General features: G+C 72.6%; 17 protein-coding genes. All 17 read left to right on the top strand.

Translation table 11 applies throughout. From position 1 onward, the window contains the following. Nucleotides 1–83 precede the first annotated feature (83 nt). Nucleotides 84–1766, top strand: coding sequence for an acid phosphatase (acpA, locus tag AB0F15_RS22855; protein ID WP_360273588.1), 1683 nt, complete (start codon nucleotides 84–86; stop codon nucleotides 1764–1766). 137 nt (nucleotides 1767–1903) lie between these two features. Further along, nucleotides 1904–3226 (top strand): MSMEG_0569 family flavin-dependent oxidoreductase, encoded by a 1323-nt coding sequence (locus AB0F15_RS22850; RefSeq protein WP_360273585.1) that lies wholly within the window; start codon nucleotides 1904–1906, stop codon nucleotides 3224–3226. Beyond that, nucleotides 3226–4062 (top strand): amidohydrolase family protein, encoded by an 837-nt coding sequence (locus tag AB0F15_RS22845; RefSeq protein WP_360273582.1) that lies wholly within the window; start codon nucleotides 3226–3228, stop codon nucleotides 4060–4062. Before AB0F15_RS22850 ends, AB0F15_RS22845 begins: the two co-directional genes overlap by 1 nt. 4 nt (nucleotides 4063–4066) lie before the next feature. Further along, entirely contained in the window at nucleotides 4067–4579 is a 513-nt protein-coding gene (locus AB0F15_RS22840) for an MSMEG_0572/Sll0783 family nitrogen starvation response protein (protein ID WP_360273579.1), read from the top strand. 10 nt (nucleotides 4580–4589) lie between these two features. Beyond that, nucleotides 4590–5660 (top strand): MSMEG_0568 family radical SAM protein, encoded by a 1071-nt coding sequence (locus AB0F15_RS22835; RefSeq protein WP_360273576.1) that lies wholly within the window; start codon nucleotides 4590–4592, stop codon nucleotides 5658–5660. A gap of 1 nt (nucleotide 5661) precedes the next feature. Then, nucleotides 5662–7032 (top strand): MSMEG_0567/sll0787 family protein, encoded by a 1371-nt coding sequence (locus AB0F15_RS22830; RefSeq protein ID WP_360273573.1) that lies wholly within the window; start codon nucleotides 5662–5664, stop codon nucleotides 7030–7032. Next, nucleotides 7029–7859, top strand: coding sequence for a carbon-nitrogen hydrolase family protein (locus AB0F15_RS22825; RefSeq protein WP_360273570.1), 831 nt, complete (start codon nucleotides 7029–7031; stop codon nucleotides 7857–7859). Before AB0F15_RS22830 ends, AB0F15_RS22825 begins: the two co-directional genes overlap by 4 nt. Beyond that, complete coding sequence (locus tag AB0F15_RS22820) at nucleotides 7860–8690, top strand: carbon-nitrogen hydrolase family protein (RefSeq protein WP_360273568.1); 831 nt, start codon at nucleotides 7860–7862, stop codon at nucleotides 8688–8690. Then, nucleotides 8690–9778 carry an MSMEG_0565 family glycosyltransferase gene (locus AB0F15_RS22815; protein ID WP_360273565.1) on the top strand — a complete coding sequence of 363 codons (1089 nt, stop codon included), beginning with the start codon at nucleotides 8690–8692 and terminating at the stop codon, nucleotides 9776–9778. Before AB0F15_RS22820 ends, AB0F15_RS22815 begins: the two co-directional genes overlap by 1 nt. 72 nt (nucleotides 9779–9850) lie before the next feature. Continuing rightward, the gene (locus tag AB0F15_RS22810; protein ID WP_360273562.1) at nucleotides 9851–11434 is read left to right on the top strand and encodes a family 43 glycosylhydrolase; all 1584 of its coding nucleotides are present in this window, start codon (nucleotides 9851–9853) and stop codon (nucleotides 11432–11434) included. A gap of 1160 nt (nucleotides 11435–12594) precedes the next feature. After that, a complete protein-coding gene (locus tag AB0F15_RS22805; RefSeq protein ID WP_360273560.1) occupies nucleotides 12595–13239 on the top strand; it encodes a response regulator transcription factor in 645 nt (214 codons plus the stop codon). Between the two features lie 327 nt (nucleotides 13240–13566). After that, complete coding sequence (locus tag AB0F15_RS22800; RefSeq protein WP_360273557.1) at nucleotides 13567–14484, top strand: AraC family transcriptional regulator; 918 nt, start codon at nucleotides 13567–13569, stop codon at nucleotides 14482–14484. Nucleotides 14485–14720: 236 nt separating this feature from the next. Next, a complete protein-coding gene (locus AB0F15_RS22795; protein WP_360273554.1) occupies nucleotides 14721–15710 on the top strand; it encodes an ATP-binding cassette domain-containing protein in 990 nt (329 codons plus the stop codon). Next, the gene (locus tag AB0F15_RS22790) at nucleotides 15707–16486 is read left to right on the top strand and encodes an ABC transporter permease (protein WP_360273552.1); all 780 of its coding nucleotides are present in this window, start codon (nucleotides 15707–15709) and stop codon (nucleotides 16484–16486) included. The genes AB0F15_RS22795 and AB0F15_RS22790 overlap by 4 nt, the downstream gene beginning before the upstream one ends. Nucleotides 16487–16505: 19 nt before the next feature. Further along, nucleotides 16506–16724 carry a DUF5988 family protein gene (locus AB0F15_RS22785; RefSeq protein WP_360273550.1) on the top strand — a complete coding sequence of 73 codons (219 nt, stop codon included), beginning with the start codon at nucleotides 16506–16508 and terminating at the stop codon, nucleotides 16722–16724. Between the two features lie 14 nt (nucleotides 16725–16738). Continuing rightward, complete coding sequence (locus AB0F15_RS22780) at nucleotides 16739–17749, top strand: beta-ketoacyl-ACP synthase III (protein ID WP_360273547.1); 1011 nt, start codon at nucleotides 16739–16741, stop codon at nucleotides 17747–17749. After that, nucleotides 17749–19503, top strand: a 1755-nt coding sequence (locus AB0F15_RS22775) for a CocE/NonD family hydrolase (protein WP_360273812.1), incomplete at its 3' end; no start/stop codon positions are given. The genes AB0F15_RS22780 and AB0F15_RS22775, both read left to right, overlap by 1 nt.

The raw sequence follows: 19503 nt of genomic DNA, 5'->3' as shown, positions 1-19503 counted from the left end.
GCGCGGCCGGCCCTTGTGTGCCGGGCTTTCGTGGACGAGGCTGCTTGGCGGTCCGTCCTTGGAGGTGCGTTATGGGGTCCCGGATGATTCTGCGCGGCGCTGTCGTTGCCGCGGCGTTGCCGGCACTGCTCGCGAGTGCGGTCACGGCCAGTGCCCAACCGGACCGCCGGGGTCACGCCGGCCGGGGGATCGACCACATCGTGGTGATCTACGAAGAGAACCACAGCTTCGACAACCTCTTCGGCGGCTGGGAAGGCGTCGACGGTCTCCAGCGGTCGCGGCCGCAGGCCCAGGTGGCGGCGGACGGCAGCGCGTTGCCGTGCCTGCCGCAGAACGACGTCAACCTCACGTCGCCGCCGTTGCCGGTCACCTGCAGCGGCACGATCGGGACGACGGCGGTCAGCTCGGCGTTCGCCAACCGTCCCTTCGAGATCGACCGCTACATCCGGCCCGCCGACACCACGTGCCCGGCTCCGGGCGTGTTCCTGCCCAACGGCGTGCCCAAGGGACAGGGGCTGCCCGGCGGCTGCACCCGCGATCTGGTGCACCGGTTCTACAACGAGCAGTACCAGATCCACGGCGGGGCGATGGACCGCTACGTCGCCGGGAGTGACGCGGTGGGGCTGACCATGGGCCACTACGACACCCGTGGCCTGCCGATCTACGAGTACCTGCACGGCCGGCACGCGCCGGACTACGTCGTCGCCGACCACTTCTTCCAGGGTGCGTTCGGCGGGTCGTTCCTCAACCACCAGTGGCTGATCACCCCGAACACGCCGACCTGGCCCGGGGCGGTGCGCGACGGGGGTGCCGACGACCTGCACTCGATCGTGGGCCCGGACGGCTTCCCGGCGAGCACCCCGCTGCACCCCGCGACCCCCGGCACGGCCGATCGGGCGTTGACCCAGGCCGCGGCCGCCGACGGCAGCTGTGCCGTGCCCGCGACCGTGGGCGCGCCGCCGCCCGGGACGGTGTGCGGCGACTACGCGGTCAACACCGTCCAGCCGCCGTACCAGCCCTACCAGCCGGGGACCCCGGTGTCCCGGCGGCTGCCGCCGCAGACCACCCCGACCATCGGCGACCGCTTGTCGGCCGCGCAGGTGGACTGGGCCTGGTACTCCGGTGGCTGGGACAACGCCAACGGCAACGTCGGCGGCCCGGGCTGGACCAACGGCACCACGCCGGGCACCTGCACCAGCCCGCGCACCGCGACCGGCGCCGTCTACCCGAACTGCCCCGACGCCACCTTCCAGTACCACCACCAGCCGTTCAACTACTACGCCGACTTGGCACCCGGCACGCCGGCCCGCGCCGCCCACCTGCGTGATGAGACCGAGTTCATCAGCGCCGCCAAGTCGGGGCACCTCAAGCCGGTGAGTTTCGTCAAGCCGGTCGGTGAGGAGAACGAGCACCCGGGCTACGCCAGCGAGGACGCCGGCAGCCGCCACCTCGTCGACCTGCTCCAGGCCGTCGAGAACGGCCCGGACGCCGAGCACACGCTGGTCGTGGTCACCTACGACGAGTTCGGCGGCCAGTGGGACCACGTGGCACCGCCGGCCGGACGGCACGCCGTCGCGGACCGGTGGGGGCCGGGTACCCGGATCCCCGCGCTGCTGATCTCGCCGCAACTGCGCCGTCCGTTCAGCGTGGACCACACCTCCCACGACACGACCTCGATCATGGCCACCATCGAGCACCGCTTCCACCTCGCGCCCCTCGGCACCCGCGACGCCCGCGTGGCAGACCTGCTCGTCTCCTGCGGATGAGCGGTAGCCGGGCGCCGGCGTAACCGCACCGGTGTTAACCGAGGCCGGCGAAAATTTGTCGCGCGGTGCCGGCCTGGTAACACCTCGATGTTCCGGATGAAACCGTCCGGAAATGGTTCGCCGGTGCACTGATCGGCATGAACTTCCAGCTCGACGGCCTGCATCGGCCGGTGATCGTGGTCGGCGGCGGCCAGGCGGGACTGTCGATGTCCCACTGCCTGACCACGGCCGGGGTCGGGCACCTGGTGCTCGAACGCGAGCGCGCGGGGCACGAATGGCGGACCCGCCGCTGGGACAGTTTCTGCCTGGTCACGCCGAACTGGCAATGCCGGCTGCCCGGTTTCCCCTACGCGGGCGAGGATCCGGACGGGTTCATGGTCCGGGACGAGATCGTCGCCTACCTCGAGGCGTACGTGAAGGCCTCCGACGTCCCGCTGTGCGAGGGCGTCGAAGCAACGCGGCTGCGGCAGCTGCCCGGCGGTGGGTTCCGGCTCACGACGTCGGCCGGTGAGCTGACCGCCGATCACGTCGTGCTGGCCACCGGCCCGTACCAGGTGCCGCTCAAGCCGCGGCTGGCCGAACGCCTGCCCGAGCACGTCGTCCAGCTGCACTCGGCCGAGTACCGCAACCCGGCGCAGCTGCCGGACGGCGAGGTCCTGGTCGTCGGCACCGGGCAGTCCGGCTGCCAGATCGCCGAGGACCTGCACCTGGCCGGGCGGCGGGTGCACCTGGCCGTCGGGTCGGCGCCGCGGGTCGCCCGGCGCTACCGCGGCCGCGACGTCGTCGCCTGGCTCGACGAGATGGGCCACTACGGCCGGGGGATCGACGAGTTCGCCGACGCGGACGCCGTGCGATTCCGGGCCAACCACTACGTCACCGGCCGTGACGGCGGCCACGACATCGACCTGCGCGCGTTTGCCACCGAAGGCATGCAGCTCTACGGACGGCTGACCACTGTCCGAAATGGACAATTGAACTTCGCCGGTGACCTGCGTCGCAACCTCGACGCGGCGGACGCGGTGTCCGAAGGAATCAAGGATTCGATTGACGGGTTCATCGCCCGGCGCAGGATCGCGGCGCCACGCGAGGAGCGCTACAAGCCGGTCTGGCAACCGCCGGACGGCGCGCGCACCCTCGACGTGGAAGCGCTTTCCGCGGTCGTGTGGAGCACCGGGTTCGGCCGCGACCACCGGTGGATCGACGTCCCGGTGTTCGACGGCAAGGGCTACCCGACCCACCACCGCGGCGTCACCAGCTGCCCCGGCCTGTACTTCCTCGGCCTGCCCTGGCAGCACACCTGGGGTTCCGGGCGGTTCTGCGGCGTCGCCGCCGACGCGGAGTACCTGGCCCGGCGGATCACCGACGTCGGCCGTGGTGGCGACGTCCGGTGGCTCTCCGGTACGCCGGTGAGCACCTACCCGGCCGACGACGACTGGGTCGCGCCGCGGACGGTGGCCTGATGCGGTGGACGAACGACGCCCACCGGCACCTGGGCGTGCTGCCCGCGTACCCCTTCTACGGCGGCCCGCCGGTCGCGCCCGCGATCGGCAGCCGCGCGACGATCGGCGAGCTGCTGTCCGATTTGGACCGTGAAGGCACCGAACGCGCGCTGGTGATCCCCAACTACGGCGTCCCGGACCCGGCCATCGCGTTCTCCTTCAACGAACTCTGCGTCGAGGCGGCGGCCGGGGACGACCGGATCAGCGCCGCGCTCTGGGTGTCACCGAGGGCCGAAGACGCCGGCCGCACCGAAGAAGCGCTGAAGCTGGCGGGTGAAGAAGGCGTGCGAGCGCTGAAGCTCAGCTTCCTGCTCGGCGGCCGGGCGTCCGACCCGGCGTGCAAGCCGCAGCTGGACCGGATCTTCGCCGGCGCCCGGGAGCACGACCTCGTCGTGCACGTGCACACCTCACCCGGTGCGGCCTCGGACATCGACGAGGTCGGCAAGCTCGTCGACACCTATGCCGACGACGTCAAGCTGCACCTCGTCCACTTCGGCGGCGGGATGAGCGGGCACATCAAGCTCGTCGGCGGCCGCTTCTTCGACTGGATCGCCGCCGGCAAGCAGGTTTACACCGACCTGTCCTGGGCGATCGGCTTCACCCCGCGCTGGCTCGTCGAGGAGATCTCACGCCGGGGCCTCGGCCACGACCGCGTGCTGTTCGCCTCCGACGAGCCGTGGGGCGATCACGAGGGCGAACTCGCCAAGCTGGCCGCCGCGGCCGGCGACGGCGAGCTCGCCGACCTGGTTTTCCGCGGCACGTTCGACGTGCTGTACGGACCGAAGAAAGGGAACTGACCCCATGGCAGAGCTGACCGACACCGAGAAGACCAGCCTTGACGAGATCCCGCACCCGTCGCTGCCGCAGGGCTCCAACCTGTACGGCGGGACCAAGGTCTTCCCGGACTACCAGGCCGAACCCGGCCAGAGCTACTTCACCCTGGTGCACGGCATCGCGCACGAATCGTCGGTGAGTTTCGTCGCGATCCTGCAGGCCACCCGCGCGCTGCGGAAGGGTTTCGAAGCCGCGATCTACTTCTACGGGCCGGGCTCGCTGAACTGCCTGGCCACCCGCGGCTTCCCGACCACCGGCAACGCCGCGTTCCCGGGTGAGCTGAACATCAACGACCAGCTCAAGACGTTCATCGGCGAAGGCGGCAAGGTCTACTGCTGCCGCTTCGGCCTGTCGCTGCACGGCGCCCGCGAGGAGGACCTCATCGAAGGCGTCATCCCGACGCACCCCCTGGACGTGCAGGACGCCCTGATCCACTACGCGCGCAAGGGCGCGATCATCAACTCCACCTACATGTTCTAGGGAGCGGTCCGTGCGCGTTGGCATCGAAGAAGATCTGGAGACCCGCGCCGACATCGCCGTCCGCGGGGTGCGCGTGGACGCACCCGTCCAGCGAAGCAAGGGCGCCGGGCCGAGCGACGACGGCCACCTCGTGGTCGACGGTGTCAACGCCACGCTGCCGCTGAACCCCGAAAGCCCGTACGATGTCCGGGACGGGCGCATCTTTCGCGAAACGATCGACCTTGGCCTGAGCGTCGAACCGGTGCTCCGGCCGCGGTTCTACGATCTGTCCACTTCAGACGGTGTACCGTACCGGAAGATCGCGCTGCTGCACGGAAAGGACGTGCTCGCGACGACCGTCGTCCAGACGTGCGTCCGGTACGCCGAGGACCAGCGCTGCCGGTTCTGCACCATCGAGGAGTCGCTGCGGTCGGGGTCCACAGTGGCCGCGAAGACGCCGCAGCAGCTCGCGGAGGTCGCCGAGGCGGCCGTCCGGCTCGACGGCGTCCGGCAGATGGTCATGACGACGGGCACGACGTCCGGGCCCGACCGGGGTGCCCGGCACCTGGTCCGGTGCGTCCGGGCGGTGCTCGACGCCGTCCCCGGCCTGCCGATCCAGGTGCAGATCGAGCCGCCGGGCGACCTCGGCGTGCTCACCGACCTGCGTGCGGCCGGGGCGACGTCGATCGGCATCCACGTCGAGTCACTCGACGACGACGTCCGGCGGCGCTGGATGCCGGGGAAGTCGGCCGTGCCGCTGGCGGAGTACGAGGCGGCGTGGGCCGAGGCGGTCCGGGTGTTCGGCCGCAACCGCGTCTCGACGTACCTGCTGATCGGCCTGGGCGAGGACCCGGACTCCCTTGTGGAGGGTGCCGGCCGGCTCATCGAAATGGGTGTGTACCCGTTCGCCGTGCCGCTGCGGCCGATGCTCGGCACGCTCGCCCGGCGGGACGGCGCGGTCGCCCCGGCACCGGCGCTGGTCGCCGGCGTCACCGCCCGGATCGCCGCGTTGCTGCGTGCGGCCGGGATGACCGGGGCCGAGCAGGGGGCGGGCTGTGCGGCCTGCGGTGCCTGCGGCCTGCTCAGCGCGGCGGGAGGCTGACGTGGACGACGACATCCTGGCGCTGCTCGGCGACGTCCGCAGCGTCGCGGCGCGCCCGGCGTTTTCCATCGCCGAAGCCGACCAAAACGGACTGACGGCGTACCGCGCGTTGCGCCACGAGGCGTTCGTGGCGCGGCAGGGGCTCTTCGCCCGGCACGACCTCGACGACCACGACACCGACCCCCGGACCGTCGTGCTGGTCGCCAGGGACACCGCGGGCACCGTGCTCGGCGGCGTCCGGCTCGGCCCGGTCACCGACGGCCCCGACCTCGGCTGGTGGCGGGGCGGCCGCCTGGTCGTCGCCCTCGGATCGCCACCGGGTACCGGCTCCGCGCTCGTCCACGCCGCCTGCGCCCGGGCCGAGACCGAGGGCGCGCTGCGGTTCGAGGCGACCGTGCAGACCCGCACCGAGCGCCTGTTCACCCGGCTCGGCTGGCAGCGGGTGCGCCCGGTGCCCGTCGCCGGCCGCGAGCACGTGCTGATGCGGTGGCCGATCGGCCGGATCGCCGCGCTGGCCCGCTCGACGAAGGCCGCGCTCGGCCCGCTGCTGCGCGGGCTGACCGGGGTGCCCGGCTTCGTCGGCGACGACGGCGTCCCGCTGCCCGGCACCGACGTCGTGGCGGCGTGCGACGCGATCATCCCGTCGATGGTCGAGCGCGACCCGGAATGGGCGGGCTGGTGCTCGGTGCTGGTCAACCTCAACGACCTGGCCGCGATGGGCGCCACCCCGATCGGGTTGCTCGACGCACTCGGCGCCCGCGACGCGTCCTTCGCCGCCCGCGTCCTCAATGGACTGCGCAAGGCGAGCGAGGCGTACGGCGTGCCGGTGCTCGGCGGGCACACCCAGTTCGGCGTCCCGGCTTCGCTGTCGGTCACGGCGCTGGGCCGGACCACCGACCCGGTGCCCGGCGGCGGCGGGCGTCCCGGGCAGCGCGTCTGGCTCACCGCCGACCTCGGCGGCGGCTGGCGGCCCGGCTACACCGGACGCCAGTGGGACTCGACGAGCTTCCGCCGCACGCCGGAACTGCGCGAGCTGCTCGGCTCGGTCGCCAAGACGAGACCGGCCGCGGCCAAGGACGTCTCGATGGCCGGGATCGCGGGCACCCTCGGCATGCTCGCCGAGGCCTCCGGCTGCGGCGCGGTGCTGGACGTCGAGAAGGTGCCAAGGCCGCAGGGAGCGTCCACAGGGGACTGGCTGACCTGCTTCCCCGGCTTCGCGATGCTCACCACCGGCACGTCCGCGCCCGCGGGCCCGGCGGTCACCGCGGACTGCGGCGAACTGGTCGAGGGCACCGGCGTCACGCTGCGCTGGCCCGACGGCGAACGGACGCCCGCCATCGACGGCGGCGTCACCGGATTGGGGAACTCATGACGACAATCAGGATGGCCGCGGTCGCCGCGCCGTTCGACCGCGACCTCGACGGCGACTTCGCCCGCATCGAGAAGCTGATCGGCGAGGCGAAGGCCGAGGGCGTGAGGCTGCTCGCCCTGCCCGAGGCGGCGCTCGGTGGCTACCTCGCCAACCTCGACGGCGGCGCCGAAGGACCCCCGGCGCTGGCCGCCGACGGACCCGAGCTGAAACGGCTGGCCGCACTGGCGGGGGAGCTCGTGGTCACCGCGGGGTACTGCGAGCTGAGCGGCGGCCGTCGCTACAACTCCGCGGTGTGCGTCACCGGCGACGGCGTCCTCGGCCACCACCGCAAGGTCCACCAGCCGCTGGCCGAGAACGCCAGCTACGGCGCCGGCCGCGGGTTCGCCGCCTTCGACACGCCGGTCGGGCGCCTCGGCATGATGATCTGCTACGACAAGGCGTTCCCCGAGTCGGCGCGGGCGCTCGCGCTCGACGGCGCCGAGATCGTCGTCTGCATGAGCGCCTGGCCGGGCAGCCGGACCAACCCGGCCGCCGACCTCGCCGACGACCGCTGGAAGCGCCGGTTCGACCTGTTCGACCGGGCCCGCGCGCTGGAGAACCAGGTCGTCTGGCTCTCGGCGAACCAGTCCGGCACCTTCGGCGACCTCCGGTTCGTCGCCGGCGCGAAGATCGTCGACCCCGGCGGCGAAATCGTCGCCGACACCGGCGTCGCCGAGGGCATGGCGATCGCCGAGTTCGACGTCCCGGCGGCGCTGGCCACGGCCCGGCGGTCGATGGGGCACCTGGCGGACCGACGGCCCGACGCCTACCCGGTTAGTGTCCCGTGAATGGGGCAGATCCGGATCGCCGCCGTCGCCGCGCACTTCGGCCGCGACCTCGACTTCGACCTGCAGCGCATCGCGACGCTGATCGACCACGCGCGCTCGTCCGGGGTGAACCTGCTGGTGCTGCCGGACGCCGCGCTCGGCGGCTACCTCGCCGACCTGCGCCATCCGGACCCGGACGCGCTGCCGCCGGCGCTCGACCCGGACTGCGCGGAGCTGAAGGCCATCCGGTCGCTGGCCGCGGAGATGGTCGTCTGCGTAGGCTACTGCGAGGCCGACGGGCCGCGCCGCTACAACTCCGCGATGTGCGTGACCGGCGACGGCGTCCTCGGGCGGCATCGCAAGGTCCACCAGCCGCCGGGGGAGAGCGTCGCCTACGAGGCGGGTGACGAGTTCGCCGCGTTCGACACGCCGGTCGGGCGGCTGGGCATGCTGATCGACTACGACAAGACGTTCCCGGAATCGGCCCGGTCCCTGGCCGTCGACGGCGCGGACATCGTCGCCTGCCTGAGCGCGTGGCCGACGAGCATCACCAATCGCGCGCCGCGGATGGCGCAGGACCGGCAGTCCCGGCTGTTCGACCTCTACGACCAGGCCCGGGCCGCGGAGAACCAGGTCGTGCTCGTGTCGTCCAACCAGACCGGCGCGATGGGCGGGATGCGGTTCCTCGGCCAGGCGAAGGTCGTCGGGCCCGGCGGCGAGATCCTCGCCCGGACGTGGTCGAAGGCGGGCATCGCGGTGGCCGCGCTGGACGTCGGGCAGGAGCTCGCCAACGCCCGCCGCGTGCTGCACCACCTCGGGGAACGAAAACCGTCGGTGTACCGGGAGGCTTGATGCGCATCGCCCTGCTGAGCTACTCGACGAAACCCCGCGGCGGGGTCGTGCACACCCTCGCGCTGGCCGAGGCGCTGGCGGAACTCGGCGAGGACGTCACCGTGTGGACGCTGGGGCGCGGTGGCGACGCGGGGTTCTTCCGGCCGGTCGACCCGCGGGTGCGGCTGGCGATCGTCCCGTTCCCCGACGTCGCGGACGAGTCCGTCGGCGACCGGATCCTGCGGTCGATCGCCGTGCTGCGCGCCGCCTTCACCCCGGACGCCTACGACGTCGTGCACGCGCAGGACTGCATCAGCGCGAACGCCGCCGGCCGGTGCGTCCGCACGATCCACCACCTCGACACGTTCACCACGCCCGAGCTGGCCGCGTGCCACGAGCGCGCGATCGTCCGGCCGTACGCGCACGTCTGCGTGTCCGCGTCCGTCGCCACCGAAGTACGGGACGGCTGGGGCATCGAGGCGGCCGTGATCCCCAACGGCGTCGACTACGCCCGGTTCGCGACCGCGCCGCGCACCGCGGAGCGCGGCCGGTACGTGCTGGCGGTGGGCGGGATCGAGCCGCGCAAGGGCTCGCTCGACCTCCTGGAGGCCTACGCGCTGCTGGCCGAGCCGGACGTCCGCCTGCTGATCGCCGGCGGCGAGACGCTCTTCGACTACCGCGGCTACCGGACGCGCTGGGAAGAGCGCGCCGCCGAGCTGGGCGTCTCCCCGGTGGTGCTCGGCCCGGTTGCGCACGACGAGCTGCCCTCGCTGGTGGCTTCGGCGGCGGTGTTCGCCTTCCCGTCCACGAAGGAGGGTTTCGGGCTGGCCGCGATGGAGGCCCTCGCCGCCGGGGTGCCGGTGGTGACCCGCGACCTGCCCGTGCTGCGCGAGGTCTTCGGCGGCGCCGCACGGTTCGCCGCCGGCCCACCCGGCTTCGCCCGGGAACTGCGGGCCGCGCTCGACGACGCCGACCCGGCGCCCGGCCGGGCCTTGGCCCGGCGCTACACCTGGGCCGCGGCCGCCGATCGGCACCGCGCGTTCTACCAGAGCCTGGCGCCGCGTCGCGAGTCAGGAACCGGACAGGTCCGCGGCAGAGCGTCGCGCTGAGCACGGCAAGGACGTTACGGTGAGCGCACCACGGTCTTGAAACGTTTCATGTTCGGCAAGGAGGCCGACAGCATGAGAATTTGGCGCCTGGTTCACGCGATCATCCTCGTCTTGGCCGTCGCCCTCGCGGCGACGCAGCCCGCCGCGGCGGCGCACCCGCACCCGTACACCACGACGGTCACCACCTTCGACGCGCAGGGCAACCAGGTCGTCCGGTTCGACACCGAAGGCAACGCCGTCGACGCGCACGACGGCGAAATCGCCCTCTTCGGAGGGACGTACTACCTGTACGGCACCAGTTACGACTGCGGTTTCGCCTGGCAGGCGACGACTTCGCCGTTCTGCGGGTTCAAGGTGTACACCTCGCCGGACCTCGTGCACTGGACCGACCGGGGCCGGCTCTTCGACGCCACCGGCGTGTGGCAGAAGCGGTGCAACGGCGCCACCTACGGATGTTTCCGGCCGCACGTCGGCTACGACGCGCACAGCAGGAAGTACGTGCTCTGGGTCAACGTCTACGACAACAGCGTCGGGTTCCGGGTGCTCACCAGCCCGAACCCGGCCGGGCCGTTCACCGAGGCGCCGGTGCCGGCGCTCGCGGTGAACAACGACGCCCCGGCAGGCGGGGTCAACAACGGCGACCACGACCTCTTCGTCGACTCCGACGGCACCGGCTACCTCGCCTACACGGACTGGCGCAGCAACGGGGACATCGTCGTGGAGCGCCTTTCCGCGACCTACCTCACCGGCACCGGCCAGTACACCCGGCTCGGGCAGATCCGGACCGAGGCGCCGGCGCTGTTCGAACGGGGCGGCGTCTACTACCTGACCTACTCCGATCCGAACTGCGGCTACTGCCCGGGGACCGGCACCTCCTACCGGACGGCCCCGAGCCCGCTGGGGCCGTGGTCGGCGCCGGTGAAGATCAGCGAGAACTCGTGCGGCGGCCAGCCCGCGTTCGTCTCGACGATCCCGACGACCTCGGGCACCACCTACCTCTACGCCGGCGACCTCTGGAACAACGCACAGCGCAACGAAGCCCTCGCGAACTACTACTGGGCCCCGCTGGAGTTCACCGCCGCGGGGGCGATCGCCCCGTTGACGTGCCGGAACTCCTTCTCCCTGAACCTGGCCACCGGGGCGGCGGGGCACCAGACCCCACCGCCGGACACCGACCAGGCCGACGGGGTGTCCGGCTTCCGCACCTACTGCGACGTCGGCTCGGGCGTCGCCCGGTTCCAGACGTTCGTACCCAGCCGCACCGGAACGCTGTCCCGCGTGTCGTACACGAGTTTCCAGGCCGGCAACCCGAACGCCGGCCTGGAAGTCGGTGTCTACCGGGCGAACGACGCGTTCCAGCCGACCGGCGCCGCCCTCAGTTCGACCGTGGTGCCCGCATCGGCGATCGGGTGGTCGCCCCGCGACGTCTCGGTGGCTCCGGGCGTCACCGTCACGGCCGGACAGCGCTACGGGCTGATGGTCCGCTCGGCGACCACCACCGGGTGCTACGGCCTGGCGTACAACGACTCCGCGCCCTACCCGGGTGGCGGCGAGGCGTACAGCCACGACAACGGCTCGACATTCCGCGCCGAAGCCGGCCGTTCGCTGAAGTTCTCGACGGGGGTCGGCAGGCCCGTCTGCGGGCCGCAAAGGTGACCGAGCAGCCGGTCCAGCCCCACCCGAGCACATGCTCGTACCGTCGATCACGAGCAGGCACCGGGCGGTGCAGCACTGTGCGCGGAAGGGGCGGCGTAGATGCTCGTGCGGGTGCAACCGGGCACCGGGACCGCCGCGCACGGTCTCTCCGGCGCCGAGGCGAAGGTGCACGACCTGCTGGCCGGCTGGGCCCACGGCGCCCCGCACGCGATCGGCGGGCTGGCGGTCCCGCCGAACGGCCCGTGGCTGGTCGAGGGCGATCCCGCGGCGATCCACGCGCTCGCCGGGCTCCCCAATCCCGGCGAGCAGGTCAAGGCCGGGGTCTACGCGGTCAAGAAGGCCTTCGCCGGCCTCCCCGGCGGCGGGGACAGCTTCATCCGGGCCTCGTCGTGCTCGCCGCGACCGGGGCGATCGAGCTGCCGCCGGGCAAGGACCTGGCGGGCAACGGCATCGACGTCGCCCTGGCCCAGCCCCCAGCCTGCGCAAGGTCCTGCACCGCTACCGCGCCCAAGCCCCGGCGTGGACCGTCGACGGCGTCCTGTCCGCCTGCTGGGCCCGAGCCCTGAACGCACTCGCGCCGAGCCCCAGCCCGCCGCCGGGCCCGGTGGCGCAGCGGCGGCCGTCGGGCGCGCACAGCGGGCCACGTCCCCGCTGGTCGGTCCCGGCCACTCCGGCGTCCACGGCGGCGGTCCCACGGCAGCAGGCGCGTCAAGTGCCGGGCAGTCACAGCCTGCCGCCGCCGAAAGCACCGCCACCGCCACCACCGCGCCCGCCGGCGGACCCCGAACCGCACGCGAGTGTGCGGTCGCGGCGCCGGTTCCGTGGGGGCTGATCGTGGTGCTGGTCCTGATCAGCGCGGTGGGATCACCGTCGCGATCATCGTCGGGCAGGTCTTCCACGGCAGCTGACCCGTGGCACCGGGCGCAACGTCCAGCGCCGTTGCGGCGAACCGGTGATGTGCGGGAACGGGACGAAGATCCACGGTGTGCCGCTGGTGCGCTACGTTGCCGCTGCGCTACTTTCCGGAGTCGTCGGCCGGGGCTTGTTCGGGCGCCCGGGCCGGCTCGATCCCGGAGGTGACGCGGTTTGACCAGGACCATTGGTCTGTACCATTACTCGAGAAGGCGCCGGCGAGGCGGGGGAAGCGGGTCGCCGCGATCGTGATCCGCGTCCTGCTGATCCTGTCCTGCGCCCGTCGTTCCCGCCGGATCCGGCGGCAGCTCGCCGAGGAGGGGGACATCGAGGCCCGTTGCCAGGCTCCGGAAACCTGGAGTGACATCGTGACCGCGCTGGAGGACTTCGCGCCGTCGGTGGTCGTGCTCGACCGGGGTGTGCTGAACGCCGAAGGCGTCAGTGTCGCCGGGGACATCGCGCGCGGCGAGCGGCCACCCGCTGTCGTGCTCCTGGCCGACGCGTACGACCCGGAAGACGTGCTACCGGCCGCGAAGGCCGGCGTCCGGGGCTATGTCGTCGATGCCGCCGGCGGCGTCTCGTGGGCCGCGGTCGTCCGGGCCGTCGCGGCCGGCGGGGGCTGGCTGGCCCCGGCCGCGGCCGGGAAGCTGCTCGGCGAATTCCGCGCCCGTGCATGGCATCGGCTGCCGGAACGCACGCGGATTCCCCTGACCGAACGGGAACTGAGCGTGCTGCGGCTCGTCGCCCAAGGTTGCTCGAACCTGGAGGTGGCGGCGGAACTGGGGCTGAGCCAGTCGACGATCAAGACCCACGTGTCCCGGATGCTGGCCCGGCTCGACCTGCGCAGCCGGACCCAGCTCGCCGCCCTCGCCCGCGATCTCGGCCTCGTGTGAACGGGGCGGATATTCGTTCTTTCGACCGATGTGGCCGCGACGGCGGTCCTCATACCATGATTCCCGGCCGGCGCGGTCCCGCATCCCGGGCCCCGGCCGTCGTTTCGTGAGCCCAGCGTGAACGGTGAATCAGCGGTTCACCCTTCCGGCGGAGTCCGCCGGTCACGTGGGTGCCCAGAATGCATGAGGAAGGCGCACCGGCGCGGCTTCCGGCCCGGAAAATCATTGAAGAATGGACGGAGGTCCGTGTTGTCCTGGGAAGACGGCTCCGCGTCGGGATTGCCGCTCACGCGTTACGAGCTCTTCCGTTCTTGTGACCCGAATCATGTGCGCGACGAGGTGAGCCGGGTTTTGGCGCCGCACACCCTGCGGGTGCTCGGTGGTGATACCCGGCTCGACGCGCGAATGCATTACGTGCGGTTGCGCGACCTGTCGATGAGCGTCATCCGCTACGGCGGACCAGTGCGTTTCGAAGCCGGGCCCGCCGAAACGTTCTTCACGGTGTTCGTCCCGCTCGCCGGCGAGGCCGAGGCCCGGTTCGGGAGCGACCGGGTGCAGCTGACCACCACGACCGCCGCGGTGCTCTCGCCGGCGGATCCGGTGGTCCTGCGCTGGCCGGGTGACTGCGCCCAGCTGGTGGTGCGGCTGGAGCGGGCCGGCATGGAGGCCAGGCTGAGCGAACTGCTCGGCGCGCCGCTGCGCCGTCCGCTGCGGTTCGCCCCCGTGCTGGCCGTGGACTCGGGCAACGGCCGGAGCTGGTGGCGGGGCCTGCGCATGCTCCTGACCGAGCTCGATCGTCCGGGATCCCTGATCGAGCGGTACGCGGTCGCGGACATGTTCGAGCGCACCCTGGCCACCGCGCTGCTGATGGGACAGCCCAGCAATTACACCCGGATGCTCGACGGCGAGGTCCCGGCCGCACCGACCCGCGCGGTCAGCATCGCGCTGGAGTGGATCGACAACCACCCGAGGTCGCGCCACACGACGGCGAGCCTGGCCCGGGAGGCGGACGTCACCGAGCGGTCGCTGCAGCTGGGGTTCCGCAAGCACCTCAAGATGGGCCCGATGGAGTACCTGCGCGAGATCCGGCTGCGCGGGGTGCGCGACCAGCTGCGGGCGGCGCAGTCCGACGCCGTCACGGTGACCGAGGTGGCCGCGGAATGGGGCTTCCTGCACGCGGGCCATTTCGCCGCCCGGTACCAGCAGCGGTTCGGCGAACGCCCGTCGGAAACGCTCCGGCGGTGACGTCCACCCGTAATCCGGGCGCCTGATCGATCGGGTGCCGGCCGTTCGGGGCCGGCACCCGATTTTGTTTCCCCTGCCGGGCCGGCGCGGTTCGGGGCAACTTCTTCGGTTTTCGGATGTCCCGATCCGCGCCACCCGGGAATCATGGACATCGGGCCGGACGGGCGGGTTACGGGAGTCTGTTTCCACCGTCGTTCGCGTCCCGGCCGGAAACGAGCACGCACAAGGGAGGAAAAGTGCCACCGATGATCCGGGTCGAGAATCTGGTCAAGCGGTTCGGGCGGGCCACCGCGCTCGACGGGGTCAGTTTCGCCGTCCCGGCGGGCACGGTGGTCGGCGTGCTCGGGCCGAACGGCGCCGGGAAGACGACCATGGTCCGGGTACTGGCCACGCTCCTGCGGCCCGACCGCGGCCTGGTCCGGGTCGGCGGCCTCGACGTGGAGCGGGAACCGGCGCGGGTTCGCGCTCTGCTCGGGCTCACCGGCCAGTACGCGTCGGTCGACGGGGACCTGACGGGCACGGAGAACCTGGTGCTGCTCGGCCGCCTGCTGGGACTGTCCCGCCCCGCGGCGCGGGACCGGGCGGCGGACCTGCTCGAGCGCTTCGAGCTCGGGGAGGCCGCCGCCCGGCCCGCGGCGACGTACTCCGGTGGCATGCGCCGCCGCCTGGACCTCGCGGCCAGCCTGATCGGCCGGCCGCGGGTGCTCTGCCTCGACGAGCCGACCACCGGGCTCGACCCGTACGTCCGGCGGGAGCTCTGGCAGGTCGTGCGGGAACTGGTGGCCGACGGCGTCACCGTCCTGCTCACCACCCAGTACCTGGAGGAGGCCGACCGGCTCGCGAACCGCATCACGGTGTTCGACGCCGGCCGCGTCGTCGCCGACGGCACCCCGGACGAGCTCAAGCGCCGGGCCGGCGGCCACACCGTGCACGTGCGGCCCGCGCTCGCCCACGACATGGACGCCACCGCGCGCATCCTGGGCAAGCTGACCGGCACCACCCCCGCCCGGGACTTCGGCACCGGGCTGCTCACCGCACCGGCCGCCGACCCGATGGTGCTGTCCACCCTGGTCCGCAAGCTCGACCAGGCGGGCCTGGCCGTGGCGGAACTGGCCCTGCGGCTGCCCAGCCTGGACGAGGTCTTCCTCGCACTGACGGGGAAACCGGCCGAGCGGCCACCGGACGACGTGCCGGCCCCAGCGGCGCGGGAAGGGAGCGCCGGATGAGCGGCCGGGTCGGTCCCGCGGACGCCGTGCGGCACGGGCTGATCCTGGCCGGGCGCGGCGTGCTCAAGATCCGCCGCAACCCGGAGCACCTGGTCGACGTGACCGTGCAGCCCCTGCTGTTCCTGGTCATGTTCGGGTACCTGTTCGGCGGCGCCGTCGCCGGCAGCCCGGGTGCCTACCTGCAGGACCTGGTGCCGGGACTGATGGTGCCGAGTGTGCTGATGGCCACCCTCTCGGCCGGGGTCGGTCTCAACAGCGATGCGGGCAGCGGCGTGTTCGACCGGTTCCGGAGCATGCCGATCGCCCGGTCGGCGCCGCTGACCGGGGTGGTGCTCGCCGGCGCGGTCCGCTACCTGGTCGCGATCGCGGTGCTGCTGGCCGCGGGCGCGGTCCTGGGCTACCGCGTGCGGACCGGCGCGCCGGAAGTGCTGGCCGCGACGGCGGTCCTGGTGACCGCCGGGCTGTGCTTCTGCTGGGTCACCGTGTTCCTCGGCATGGTGCTGCGGGACCGCGACGCGGTGCAGGGCAGCGCCGTCGCGCTGTTCATGCCGCTGGTGTTCGCGAGCAACGTCTTCGTGCCGGCGGGGACCATGCCCGGCTGGCTGCGCGCCTGGTCCGCCGTCAACCCGGTCAGCCTGCTCGTGGACGTCGTGCGGGGCCTGCTCAACGGCGGCCCGGTCACGGGCGCGCTCACCGGGGCGCTGGCCTGGTCGGCCGGCGTGCTGCTCGTGTTCTTCCCCCTGGCGATCCGCGCCTACCACCGGCGCGTCGGATGACGGAGAGGTGAAACCGGCCATGGGCTCAGCCGAGCCGACCGTGAAAGTGACCTTGAAGGGAGCACCCGACGGAATGCCCGAGACCGTGCTCGTCCGCTTCACCGACCTCTCGGACACCCGGTTGAAGATCCCGTACCGGGCGGGCTACGAGCACTTCGTCCCCGAAACCGCCAGCCACGGAGTACCGGAAGACGGCGCCGTCTTCGTCTGGTGCGACCGGACGAAGTTCGCGGAATAGAAAGGCGTCACCCCATGAACACCGCCATTCTCGGTACCGGCTCGTACCTGCCGGAGACCGTCCTCACCAGTGCCGAACTCGGCCGCCGCCTCGGCCTCGGCGAGCAGTGGATCCACGACAAGACGGGCATCGCCGAACGCCGTGTCGCCGCGCCGGAAGAAGCGACGTCCGACCTGGCGACGCGGGCCGCGGAACACGCCCTGCGCGCGGCGAACCTGGTCGCGACCGACATCGACCTGCTGATCGTCGCGACCTCGACACCGGACCAGCCGATCCCGGCCACGGCCTGCGCCGTGCAGGCCAACCTCGGTGCGATGCGCGCCGCAGCCTTCGACGTCGATTCCGTGTGCAGCGGCTTCGTCTACGCGCTGGTCACGGCGCACGCGTTGCTCGAAGCGGATCCGTTGCCGCGCAACGCCCTCGTCATCGGCGCGGACACGTACTCGCGCATCCTGGACTACGAGGACCGGCGCACCTGCGTGCTCTTCGGCGACGGCGCCGGTGCCGTCGTGCTCGGCAAGCGCGGCAACGGCCGCGGCCTGCTCTCGAGCGCGCTGGGGTCCGACGGCACGACCGCCGACTTCGTCACCGTGCCTGGCGGCGGGAGCCGTCGGCCGGCGAGCGCGGAAACCGTCGCCGCGGGCGAGCACTACTTCGCCATGCGCGGCAGGCAGGTCCGGGACCTCGCCTCGCGGGTGCTGCCCGACCTCGTCGTCGACGTCGCGAAGGCGGCGGAACTCGAGGTGTCGGAGATCGACCTCATCGTGCCGCACCAGGCGAACGGCCGGATGCTGCAGGACCTGGCGAAGACGCTGGACCTGCGGCCGGAGCAGATGCACCTGACCGTCGAGCGGTACGGCAACACCGGCGCGGCCTCGGTCCCGATCACCCTCGACGACGCCGTCCGCGCCGGACGGCTGTTCGACGACGACATCGTCCTGCTCGTCGCCTTCGGCGGCGGCATGAGCTGGGGCGGGGCCACGCTGCGCTGGACCCGCCCGCGCCAGCCCGGGGAGCTGCGGTGATGCGGCCACCGGTGCGGTTGCCGGGCTCCCGCCCACCCCGCCACGACGTGGAGTTCCTCGGCGACGTGCGCATCCCGTCGAGCGAACCGGGGCTGGCCCTCGGCGCCGACCTCTACCTGCCGAAGACGGCGAACCGGGTGCCGGCGCTGGTGACCCTCCACACCGGACGCAAGGACGGCCTCGGCGGTATCGCGGCGAGCCGGTACCTGCGCTACTTCGCCGAACGCGGCTACGCGGTCCTGTACGTGGACAGCTTCGGCATCGGGACGTCCGAGGGCACGCCCCGGCCGCTGCTCAGCCCGGGCGAGGTCGCCGACGGCGTGTCGGTGGTGGAATGGGCGGCCGCGCAGCCGTGGTGCACCGGCCGGGTCGGCATGTGGGGCCTGTCGCACGGCGGGCTGATGACGCTGGCGGTCGCGGCCGAGCGCCCGCCAGCGCTCAAGGCGATCTTCCCGGTGATGGGCTGGACCGACGTCGAACGCGACCTCGTGCACCCGGCGGGCCAGCGCGGCGGGATCGGGATGTTCGGGCACCTGAGCCTGTACAACATCTTCTGCGCCCTGCTGCCCCCGCTGCGCGAGGCCGACCGGGAGAACTACGAAAGCCTCTGGAAGGAACGGCTGGAGAAGTTCGAGCCGTGGTTCGCCGACGCCTGGGAACACCCACCGGGCCACCCGGTGTGGGCGGAACGCCGGATCGACGCGCGGCGGATCACCGTGCCGTCGCTGTGCGTCGCGGGGTGGCGGGACCTGTTCTGCGACGCGATGATCGCCGCCTACCAGCAGATCCGGGCCCCCAAGCAGCTGATCGCCGGGCCGTGGCTGCACACGTTCCCGGACGTCGCGCCGGTCGGGCCGTTCCCGTCGGCCGTGCTCGCCTGCGCCTGGTGGGACCGCTGGCTGCACGGCCGGGCCCCCCGGGCCGGCAGTTCCGAGCGGACCGCGACGTTCTTCGTCCAGGGTGCGGGTGCCCGGTGGGTCCGGGCCGAGCAGTTCCCGCCGGACAAGAAGGCCGACCACGTCTTCGTCGCGTCCCGGTCCGGGCACCTCTACCGGTCCAAGCCGGGTGGCCGGCCGTCGGCGGTCGCCACGGTCACCGGCCGGGGCGACCCGACGGTGGGTGCGCTGAGCGGCCTCACGAAGCACCCGACCGACCGGTTCGGCTACCCACTGGACCAGCACGACGACGACGCCCGGACGCTCGCGTTCACCAGCGCGCCACTGCCGGAGCCGCTGGTGATCGCCGGGCGCCCGGCCGTGCGGCTGCGGCTCGGACCCGGCACCACCGCGGCCCGGTGCGTGCTCAAGGTGACCGACGTCGACGAGCAGGACCGGTCGCTGCTCGTCTCGGCGGGCACGGTGGACCTGGCGCGGCGCGACGAAGTCGTCGAGGTCCGGCTGGACCCGACGTGTTACCAGGTCGCCGCGGGCCACCGCGTGCGGCTGGTGCTGGCCGAGGCGGACATCCCGCGGCTGTGGCCGGCCGCCGAGCCGGGGCTGCTGGGCGTCCGCGTGATCCGCGGTCCCGGCGACTACGTCGGCCTCGCCGCCGAGGAGTACGCCGGTCATCAGGCCACCACGCTCAGCCTGCCGGCGGCGGACCCGGAGGCGCTGACGGACGTGGTGGTCCCGCTGCGGGACCGCCGGGGCCCGGCCGGGCCCCGGCGCGACCGGTGGGAGATCGCCCCCGCCCACCACCGCTCGTCGGTGCGGCGGTCGGGGGAGAAGCGGGACCGGATCCGGTACCCGGGGGCC

The sequence above is a fragment of the Amycolatopsis sp. NPDC026612 genome (assembly GCF_040638285.1).
Taxonomy (GTDB): domain Bacteria; phylum Actinomycetota; class Actinomycetes; order Mycobacteriales; family Pseudonocardiaceae; genus Amycolatopsis.
This window is presented reverse-complemented; position numbering and strand designations above follow the sequence as displayed.

Coding starts and splice junctions, on each gene's coding strand:
- AB0F15_RS22820 (WP_360273568.1), top strand. CDS start 7,860: ATGGGGCAGATCCGGATCGCCGCCGTCGCCGCGCACTTCGGCCGCGAC.
- acpA (WP_360273588.1), top strand. CDS start 84: ATGATTCTGCGCGGCGCTGTCGTTGCCGCGGCGTTGCCGGCACTGCTC.
- AB0F15_RS22850 (WP_360273585.1), top strand. CDS start 1,904: ATGAACTTCCAGCTCGACGGCCTGCATCGGCCGGTGATCGTGGTCGGC.
- AB0F15_RS22845 (WP_360273582.1), top strand. CDS start 3,226: ATGCGGTGGACGAACGACGCCCACCGGCACCTGGGCGTGCTGCCCGCG.
- AB0F15_RS22785 (WP_360273550.1), top strand. CDS start 16,506: ATGGGCTCAGCCGAGCCGACCGTGAAAGTGACCTTGAAGGGAGCACCC.
- AB0F15_RS22790 (WP_360273552.1), top strand. CDS start 15,707: ATGAGCGGCCGGGTCGGTCCCGCGGACGCCGTGCGGCACGGGCTGATC.
- AB0F15_RS22780 (WP_360273547.1), top strand. CDS start 16,739: ATGAACACCGCCATTCTCGGTACCGGCTCGTACCTGCCGGAGACCGTC.
- AB0F15_RS22840 (WP_360273579.1), top strand. CDS start 4,067: ATGGCAGAGCTGACCGACACCGAGAAGACCAGCCTTGACGAGATCCCG.
- AB0F15_RS22825 (WP_360273570.1), top strand. CDS start 7,029: ATGACGACAATCAGGATGGCCGCGGTCGCCGCGCCGTTCGACCGCGAC.
- AB0F15_RS22815 (WP_360273565.1), top strand. CDS start 8,690: ATGCGCATCGCCCTGCTGAGCTACTCGACGAAACCCCGCGGCGGGGTC.
- AB0F15_RS22810 (WP_360273562.1), top strand. CDS start 9,851: ATGAGAATTTGGCGCCTGGTTCACGCGATCATCCTCGTCTTGGCCGTC.